Annotated in this window: 4 protein-coding genes; 1 reads left to right on the top strand and 3 read right to left on the bottom strand. The window is 39.0% G+C overall.

Features of this window, described 5'->3' with window-relative positions; all coding sequences use genetic code 11:
• Positions 1–40: 40 nt before the first annotated feature.
• Positions 41–937, bottom strand: a complete 897-nt coding sequence (locus ATZ35_RS05810) for a helix-turn-helix domain-containing protein (RefSeq protein ID WP_208929898.1) — start codon at positions 935–937, stop codon at positions 41–43.
• 256 nt (positions 938–1,193) lie between these two features.
• On the opposite strand from ATZ35_RS05810, the gene ATZ35_RS05805 reads away from it, so the two are divergent.
• On the top strand, positions 1,194–1,913 hold the full coding sequence (locus ATZ35_RS05805) for a glucosamine-6-phosphate deaminase (protein ID WP_208929897.1): 720 nt from the start codon (positions 1,194–1,196) through the stop codon (positions 1,911–1,913).
• A gap of 46 nt (positions 1,914–1,959) precedes the next feature.
• Here the strand turns inward: ATZ35_RS05805 and rpoC are convergent, their stop codons facing one another.
• Both rpoC and rpoB read right to left on the bottom strand, forming a co-directional pair.
• Positions 1,960–5,613, bottom strand: coding sequence for a DNA-directed RNA polymerase subunit beta' (gene rpoC, locus ATZ35_RS05800; RefSeq protein ID WP_279614921.1), 3,654 nt, complete (start codon positions 5,611–5,613; stop codon positions 1,960–1,962).
• Between the two features lie 154 nt (positions 5,614–5,767).
• Complete coding sequence (gene rpoB / locus ATZ35_RS05795) at positions 5,768–9,385, bottom strand: DNA-directed RNA polymerase subunit beta (RefSeq protein ID WP_208929896.1); 3,618 nt, start codon at positions 9,383–9,385, stop codon at positions 5,768–5,770.
• Positions 9,386–9,671: the final 286 nt, after the last annotated feature.

The following is a 9,671-nucleotide window of genomic DNA, read 5'->3' as shown; positions in this document are numbered from 1 at the left end:
AAAACTGTGGAAACATAATTTATGTCTCCACAGTCTACAATTAACTATTTAGATCTTCTTCCCATTCTTGCTTAATTCTATCCGATAATAGCTCCTCACCATGTAATTCAGCAAGTAATATTGCATCATTATATTTTTTATTCCCATTTTCTAAGTCATTAAAATATAGCCAATACTTTCCTTCGAGCATATCAATGATCGGCTTTTGATGAAAGTCCTGGCTCATTTTCATTATAATATTTGAAATCTTTGTAATAGTTAAAATTTTATCATATCTATTAGAAATAATATATAGACCCATTATTGTAATGAGAATTCTATTTAGGAGAATCAAGCCAAACTCCGAGCTATAGTTTACTTGTTCCAATATCTTCTCCACCAAAACATCAAACTCTTGATTATCAAATGGCTTATAAAAACAACAGGCAAAATATAAATCTACAATTAACAAATCATTTTCAGAATACTCCTTCTTGTTTCTAACTTGAAAAAAATAATCTTGCAGTATTCCCTCACCAAAATCGATTTTCTTTGAAAGATTTACATCATTTTGTGCCTGAGCAGTATCCACTAAAAGCTGCTCTTCTTCAGGTAAAGTCTCATAGTAGTCCTTATATATTTCCTCAAAGGTGTCCTCGACCATTTTTTTCATCGCATCATTATATTGTGGTAGACGTTTGAATAAACCCATTTTCAACTGAATATAACGTTTAGGTAATATAATGTCATTTTCGTTTATCAAGTGCGAAATAGGTATAGAAAGTTGTTTTGAAATATATGTAAGTTTAGGGAGTGTTGGGAGTGATTCACCAGACTCAATTCGCGAAAGTTGCCTAACAGTCAATTCCAGTTCGTCATCACAAAATGCTTCTCTGCTTAACTTCTTTTGTTCGCGAAATGCCCGAATCTTTTTCCCTAATTCTACCTTTATATCCATGATTCCACACCCTTTATTTTATTCTATCAATACGTTAATTATATAGAAACAAAAGTTCTTTTACAAGCACTTTTCAGGAATGGGTTTTCATTTGTAAGGTAAGACCTATAGCTCTATGTTATTTTGAACTTATTGCTATAACACTCATATCCTTGTAAAACATATGAACTAATTATTACTTTACCTATAAAAGTCCATTGACATGGGATGGTTCCCACATGGTAAATTGAATAAAAAAGAAGGAGCTGTTAAAAAAATGAAAATCATCATTGAAGAGAACTACGAAAAAATGAGCCGGGTCGCTGCAAATATTCTATTAGGTAAAATGTATCAAAATAAACGAGTGAATTTAGCCATAACCGCTGGATCGACACCAGTTAAAATGTATGAATACTTAGTTTCTGATGTAAAAAACAAATCTTATTTTGATAATGTTCATTATTACAATTTCGATGAGATCCCCTTCAAACAAAGAAAAGGATATGGTGTCACTATGACCAATCTCAGTAACCTCTTCTTTAAACCAGCAGAAATTCCTGAAAGCCAGATTCACCCTTTGGACGAAAACAACTACAAAAATCAGGATAAAAGAATCGAACAAGATGGCGGACTAGATTTGATTCTACTGGGCATTGGCGCTGATGGGCATTATTGCGGAAACTTACCAGGTACAACAAAATTTGAAGACCTAACTTCTTATGTAGGAGAAAATGCTACTGAGAACATGAAGGACATTTTATTAAGCGAGGTCGGCGACGATGAAAATGAGCGTCCAGATTTTTATGTTACAATGGGACCCAAAAGTGTAATGCAGGCAAAAGAAATCGTCCTATTCGCCACAGGAAAGAAAAAAGCGGCTATCATCAAACGTGCTTTCTTTGGTCCAGTTACAAATGAAGTACCTGCCTCTTTACTACAAACTCACCCTAATTTAACGATTGTATTAGATCAAGAAGCTGCATCAGAGCTTGACTAATAAAAAAAGGCTTGAAATCAACTGATTTCAAGCCTTTTGCTATTTACTATTTATTCAACTCATTCAAAGCATCTTCAGCAGCCATTTGTGCTTCAATATCAGAGATACTGTAGACATTTTCGCTTGCTACGCCAACTTCTTTTGGTTCCATGTTACGGTAACGAGCCATACCAGTACCAGCTGGGATGATTTTACCAATGATAACATTTTCTTTCAAACCAAGTAATGGGTCTTTTTTACCACGGATCGCAGCATCTGTTAACACACGAGTTGTTTCTTGGAATGACGCAGCAGATAAGAAACTATTTGTTTCTAATGATGCTTTTGTAATTCCTAGTAAGACTGGACGGCTTGTTGCAGGAACGCCACCAGCTACTAATGTGTCATAGTTACGATCTTTAAATTCAGCGATATCTAGTAATGTACCTGGTAAGATTTCAGTGTCACCTGGATCCATGACACGAACTTTACGAAGCATTTGACGAACCATTACCTCGATATGTTTATCACCGATTTCTACCCCTTGCATACGGTAAACACGTTGTACTTCACGTAATAGGTAATTTTCAACAGATAATACATCGCGAACTTGTAGTAATTGTTTAGGATCGATCGAACCTTCCGTCAACGGTTCACCACGATGAATCGTATCGCCTTCAGCAACTTTCATACGAGCTGTATAAGGAACTGTATACGTACGTGTATCAGTTTTCCCTTTAATTGTTACTTCTTTTTGACGTGTTGCAGGATCTTCAGAGATATCGATCACTTCACCGGTAACTTCTGTAATAACTGCTTGTCCTTTAGGATTACGTGCTTCAAAGATTTCTTGGACACGAGGAAGACCTTGAGTAATATCATCTCCGGCAACCCCACCTGTATGGAACGTACGCATTGTTAATTGAGTACCAGGTTCTCCGATTGATTGAGCAGCAATTGTACCAACTGCTTCCCCAACTTCAACACCTGAACCAGTTGCTAAGTTACGGCCATAACAGTGTTTACATACACCATGTTTGGTATTACATGTAAATACGGAACGGATCGTTACCGTTTCAACGCCAGCTTCTACGATTTCTCTAGCAAGATCTTCTGAAATCAGTTGATCTTCGCCAATAATCATTTTGCCAGTTTCAGGATGCATCACTGATTTACGCGTATAACGTCCAAGTAGACGTTCTTCTAACGGTTCAATGATTTCATTTCCTTCACGAATTGATTGGATTACTAGACCGCGGTCAGTTCCACAATCGTCTTCACGAATAATAACATCTTGTGCTACGTCAACTAAACGACGAGTCAAGTAACCTGAATCGGCTGTCTTCAAGGCTGTATCGGTCATCCCTTTACGAGCTCCATGGGTAGAGATAAACATTTCCAAGACAGAAAGTCCTTCACGGAAGTTTGAGATGATCGGAAGTTCCATGATACGTCCGTTTGGAGCGGCCATCAATCCACGCATACCAGCAAGCTGAGTAAAGTTGGAGATGTTACCACGGGCTCCAGAATCTGACATCATGAAGATTGGATTTTTAGCGTCCATACTTTCGATCAGTTTTTGTTGAATTTCATCTTTGGCTTTATTCCAAACAGCAATAACACGTTCATAACGTTCGTCATCTGTGATCAGACCACGACGGAATTGTTTCGTGATATTTTCTACTTGTTTATGGGCATCATCGATGATTTCTTGTTTCTCATGCAAGACCATGATATCAGCGATACCAACAGTCATACCAGCATGAGTCGAATGCTTATACCCTAAGTCTTTCATTCTATCAAGCATCTTAGAAGTTTCAGTAATATGGAATCTCTTGAAGACTTCAGCGATAATATTTCCTAAGTTTTTCTTCTTGAATGGTAAAACTAGTTCTTGTGCCTTAATGTGCGCAGGAATATCTGTACCCGCTTCTACAAAATAGTTATCAGGCGTTTGCACTGTTAAGTTGTAGTCTGTTGGTTCATTCAAGTAAGGGAATTCTACAGGCATGATTTCATTAAAGATGATCTTCCCTACAGTTGTGATCAAAATGCGTTCTTTTTGCCAATCCGTAAATGGTTTGTCGCCAAGTAATGTTGTTTGAACACCGATACGTGAATGTAAATGTACGTACCCATTACGCCATGCTAAAACAGCTTCATTCATGTCGCGGAAGATCATGCCTTCCCCTTCACGTCCATCTTCTTCCATAGTTAGGTAGTAGTTACCTAAGACCATATCTTGAGACGGTGTTACAACTGGTTTACCATCTTTTGGATTCAAAATGTTTTGAGCAGCTAACATCAACATACGTGCTTCTGCTTGTGCTTCTTCGTTCAATGGAACGTGAACGGCCATTTGGTCTCCATCGAAATCGGCATTGTAGGCTTCACACACTAATGGGTGAAGACGAATCGCACGACCTTCAACTAACACAGGTTCAAAGGCTTGGATACCAAGTCTGTGTAGTGTAGGTGCCCGGTTAAGCAATACTGGATGCTCTTGAATAACTTCTTCTAAGATATCCCAAACTTCATCTTCTCCGCGTTCGATTTTACGTTTTGCGTTTTTGATGTTGGTTGCGATTTCGCGTTGTACTAATTCACGCATCACGAATGGTTTGAATAATTCAATCGCCATTTCTTTTGGCAAACCACATTGGTACATTTTCAAGTTAGGTCCTACGACGATAACTGAACGACCAGAGTAATCCACACGTTTACCTAGTAAGTTTTGACGGAAACGACCTTGTTTCCCTTTTAACATATGAGAAAGAGATTTCAATGGGCGGTTACCTGGTCCTGTAACTGGACGGCCACGACGACCATTATCAATCAATGCATCGACTGCTTCTTGCAGCATACGTTTTTCATTTTGAACAATGATATTTGGCGCATTTAAATCTAATAAACGTTTCAAACGGTTATTACGGTTGATCACACGACGGTATAAGTCGTTCAAATCAGAAGTTGCAAAACGTCCACCTTCTAATTGAACCATAGGACGTAAATCTGGCGGGATTACAGGAATAACATCCATAACCATCCAGCTTGGTAGATTTCCAGAGGCACGGAATGCTTCTAAAATATCTAAACGACGGATTGCACGCGTTCTTTTTTGACCTTGTGCTGATTTTAAATCTTCTTTTAAGCCAGCTACTTCGCCATCTAAATCAACGTTATCCAATAATTGTTTAACCGCTTCTGCACCCATTGCTGCAGTAAACCCTTGACCATATTGATCACGTTTATCACGGTATTCACGCTCTGTTAATAATTGTTTTTTCTCTAAAGATGTATCTCCAGCATCAATTACTACATAAGATGCAAAGTAAATGATCTCTTCCAGAGCACGAGGACTCATGTCTAAAACAAGACCCATACGAGATGGAATACCTTTGAAATACCAGATATGTGAAACGGGTGCTGCTAACTCAATGTGTCCCATACGTTCACGACGTACTTTAGAGCGAGTTACCTCTACACCACAACGGTCACAAACGATACCTTTATAACGAATACGTTTATATTTTCCACAGGCACATTCCCAGTCTTTAGTTGGGCCGAAAATGCGTTCACAGAACAAACCTTCACGTTCAGGTTTTAACGTACGGTAGTTAATCGTTTCGGGTTTCTTTACTTCACCGTAAGACCAGCTTCTGATCTTTTCTGGAGAAGCTAAACCTATTTGCATACTTTCGAATTTATTTACATCGATCAAAAGGGATTCCCTCCATTTCTTGATAGGAAAAGTTAGGGTGGGAAGAAAACACAGTATTTTTTACGCATTTTCTTCCACCAAGTGTAACAACACTCTTTGTAAAAAGAGTATTGACACTAGACTAACTTGACAATTTTAGTAAGACTTTAAACAATTAGTCTTTTGTATCTTCAGCAGTTTCAATTTCTTGTTCAAGAACTGCATCTGCAGCTTCTTTTGCTTCAGCTGCTTCTTTTTCTAATTGTTTCGCTGATTGTTGTTCGGCAAATTTTGTTAGGGCATCAACTGTGATCAAGTCATCATCATCGTCATCCATATCACGTAATTCGATTTCTTGTTCTTCAATGTCCAATACGCGCATATCTAACCCTAGTGATTGTAATTCTTTTACCAATACGCGGAATGATTCTGGTACGCCTGGTTTTGGAATTGGTTCACCTTTGACGATGGCTTCGTATGTTTTCACACGACCAACAACGTCATCAGATTTGTACGTTAAAATTTCTTGTAATGTGTAAGCTGCACCATATGCTTCCAGTGCCCATACTTCCATTTCCCCAAAACGTTGTCCACCAAATTGAGCTTTACCTCCAAGTGGTTGTTGGGTAACAAGTGAGTATGGTCCAATAGAACGGGCATGTAATTTATCATCGACCATGTGGGCCAATTTGATCATGTACATCACACCAACAGAGATACGGTTATCGAATGGTTCACCTGTACGTCCGTCGTAAAGAACTGTTTTCGCATCGCTAGCCATACCAGCTTCGCGAACTGTTTCCCATACGTCATCATCATTTGCACCATCAAATACTGGTGTTGCAATGTGAATACCTAACTGACGAGCAGCCATACCCAAGTGTAATTCTAATACTTGTCCGATATTCATACGTGACGGTACCCCTAATGGGTTCAACATGATATCGATCGGTGTCCCATCTGGTAAGAAAGGCATATCTTCTTCCGGCATAATGCGGGATACAACCCCTTTATTACCATGACGTCCGGCCATTTTATCGCCTTCGTTGATTTTACGTTTTTGCACGATATAAACACGAACCAACATGTTTACACCTGGAGATAATTCGTCTCCTGCTTCACGAGTAAAGATCTTCACATCATGAACAATCCCGCCGCCGCCATGAGGCACACGTAGAGATGTATCACGAACTTCACGGGCTTTTTCACCAAATATTGCATGTAGTAAACGCTCTTCCGCAGATAACTCAGTTACCCCTTTAGGCGTTACTTTACCTACTAATAGGTCACCATCTTTGACTTCGGCACCAATGCGGATAATGCCCATTTCATCAAGATCTTTCAAAGCATCTTCTCCGACGTTTGGAATTTCACGCGTGATTTCTTCAGGTCCTAATTTTGTATCACGAGCTTCTGATTCATATTCTTCAATATGGATAGAAGTGTAGACATCATCTTTTACCAAACGACGGCTCATGATGATTGCATCCTCGTAGTTGTATCCTTCCCAAGTCATGAACCCGACAAGAACGTTTTGTCCTAAAGCCATTTCGCCTTCTTCCATAGAAGGTCCATCTGCTAATGTATCGCCTTTTTCAACTTTTTCGCCTAAAAGAACGATTGGACGCTGATTGTAACTTGTTCCTGAATTTGAACGACGGAATTTTGTTACCATATATTTATCTAATGCGCCATTGTCACGGCGAACGCGTACTTCTGATGCATCCACATATTCAACGACACCATCATGTTTACATAGTAAAGCAGCACCCGAGTCATGTGCTGATTTGTATTCCATACCAGTTCCCACAAGTGGTGAACGAGGTTGGATCAATGGCACTGCTTGACGTTGCATGTTGGCACCCATCAAGGCACGGTTGGAGTCATCGTTTTCCAAGAAAGGAATACAAGCCGTCGCAACAGCAACTACTTGTTTAGGTGAAACGTCCATGTAATCGACTCTATCGATCGTTACTTCCAAGTTTTCACTTTGCAGACGAGCCATTACTAATTCTTCAGCGAATGTTCCATCTTCATTTAAGCGTGAGTTTGCTTGCGCTACAATGTAGTGATCCTCTGTGTCAGCAGTTAGGTAATCTACTTTATCTGTTACTCTGCCAGTGGCACGATCAACACGACGATAAGGTGTTTCGATAAAACCAAATTTGTTCACTTTGGCATAACTTGACAAGCTATTGATCAACCCGATATTTGGTCCCTCAGGAGTTTCAATCGGACACATACGACCATAGTGGGAATAGTGAACGTCTCGAACTTCATAACCAGCACGGTCACGAGTCAAACCACCAGGTCCTAAGGCAGATAGACGACGTTTGTGTGTCAACTCACCTAGAGGATTTGTTTGATCCATGAACTGTGATAATTGAGAAGAACCAAAGAATTCTTTGATACTTGCAACAACTGGACGAATATTGATCAATTGTTGTGGTGTTAGTGTTTCAGTATCTTGAATCGACATTCTTTCACGAACCACACGCTCCATACGAGCTAAACCAATACGGAATTGGTTTTGTAGTAATTCACCAACTGAACGAATACGACGGTTACCCAAGTGATCGATATCATCTACATTACCGATGTCTTCTTGTAAGTTAAAGAAATAACTCATTGAAGCTACGATATCTGCTGGACGAACAGTTTTCACACTTGTATCAGGGTAGCCATTACCGATCACGTTAACGATGCGTTCTGGATCCTTTGGAGAAAGAACCTTGATTACTTGAACTGTCATTGGTTCAGTAACCACACCATCTTCACTTGGGTAATAGGTTACGCTGTTTAAACCGTTATCGATATGTTCACCTAATGTTTCCATAACTTGGTGAGTCAATACCGTTCCTTTTTCAACAATAATTTCGCCAGTTTCAGCATCGATCAATGTTTCGCCTAAAGTTAGGTTTAAAAGACGAGTTTTTAAATCTAATTTTTTGTTGACTTTGTAACGACCAACGTTCGCTAAGTCATAACGTTTTGGATCGAAGAAACGAGCGTTCAGTAAGTTACGAGAACTGTCAGCTGTTTTTGGTTCGCCAGGTCGTAGACGCTCATAGATGTCTTTTAAGCCTTCTTCGGTACGAGAATCGCTCGCATTTTTGTGTAAATCTTTTTCGATTGTATTACGTAAGCTTAGTGTTTCACCAAAAATTTCAAAAATTGTATCATCAGAGCCAAAACCTAAAGCACGAACTAATACAGTCAAAGGAATTTTACGCGTACGGTCAATACGTACGTAAGAGATATCTTTCGCATCAGTTTCCATTTCTAACCATGCACCACGGTTAGGGATCACTGTTGAGCCAAAGCCTTCTTTACCATTTTTATCTACTTTGCCATGGAAATAAACACCAGGTGAACGTACTAATTGAGAAACGATAACACGCTCTGCACCATTGATGATAAATGTTCCCATTTCAGTCATTAGAGGGAAATCACCGAAGAATACTTCTTGTGATTTGATTTCTCCAGATTCACGGTTCGTCAATCTTAGAGTAACGTGTAACGGTGCAGAATAGTTTGCGTCATGTGCACGCGCTTCTTCTACCGTATACTTAGGTTCTTTTAATTCATAATCCACAAATTCCAAAGATAAGTTTCCTTGAAAATCATCGATCGGTAAAATGTCCTCAAACATTTCTCTTAGTCCTTCATCTAAAAACCATTGGTAAGAGTCTGTTTGAATTTCGATCAAGTTGGGTAATTCCAACACTTCACTGATCCGGGCGAAACTTCTACGTTCGCGGTGTTTTCCGTATTTTACTACGTGTCCAGCCAAGCTCTTCACTCCTCTAATTAAAAGTCTATCAAAACACTAACCGAAAATATTTCTTTAATATTACAAATATTAAATATCTGTAATATTGAGCATTTTTTGCAGTTTTTAGGCAAAAAAAAACCAAAAATAGAATGTGCTCTTGAAAATTTCTCGTGCGTCTCTACTTTTGTTTCCCTATTAAAAACCGGAACGGACAATATTTCGCTCCTGCTTTGTCATTTTTCAGATAGTTTTTGCATCTATACATTGTACTTCCTTCCATAGTAAAAGTCAAGGTTATTCGCAA

The organism is Enterococcus rotai, assembly GCF_001465345.1.
GTDB classification, from domain to species: Bacteria; Bacillota; Bacilli; order Lactobacillales; family Enterococcaceae; genus Enterococcus_L; species Enterococcus_L rotai.
This window is presented reverse-complemented; position numbering and strand designations above follow the sequence as displayed.

Coding starts and splice junctions, on each gene's coding strand:
- ATZ35_RS05810 (WP_208929898.1), bottom strand. CDS start 937: ATGGATATAAAGGTAGAATTAGGGAAAAAGATTCGGGCATTTCGCGAA.
- ATZ35_RS05805 (WP_208929897.1), top strand. CDS start 1,194: ATGAAAATCATCATTGAAGAGAACTACGAAAAAATGAGCCGGGTCGCT.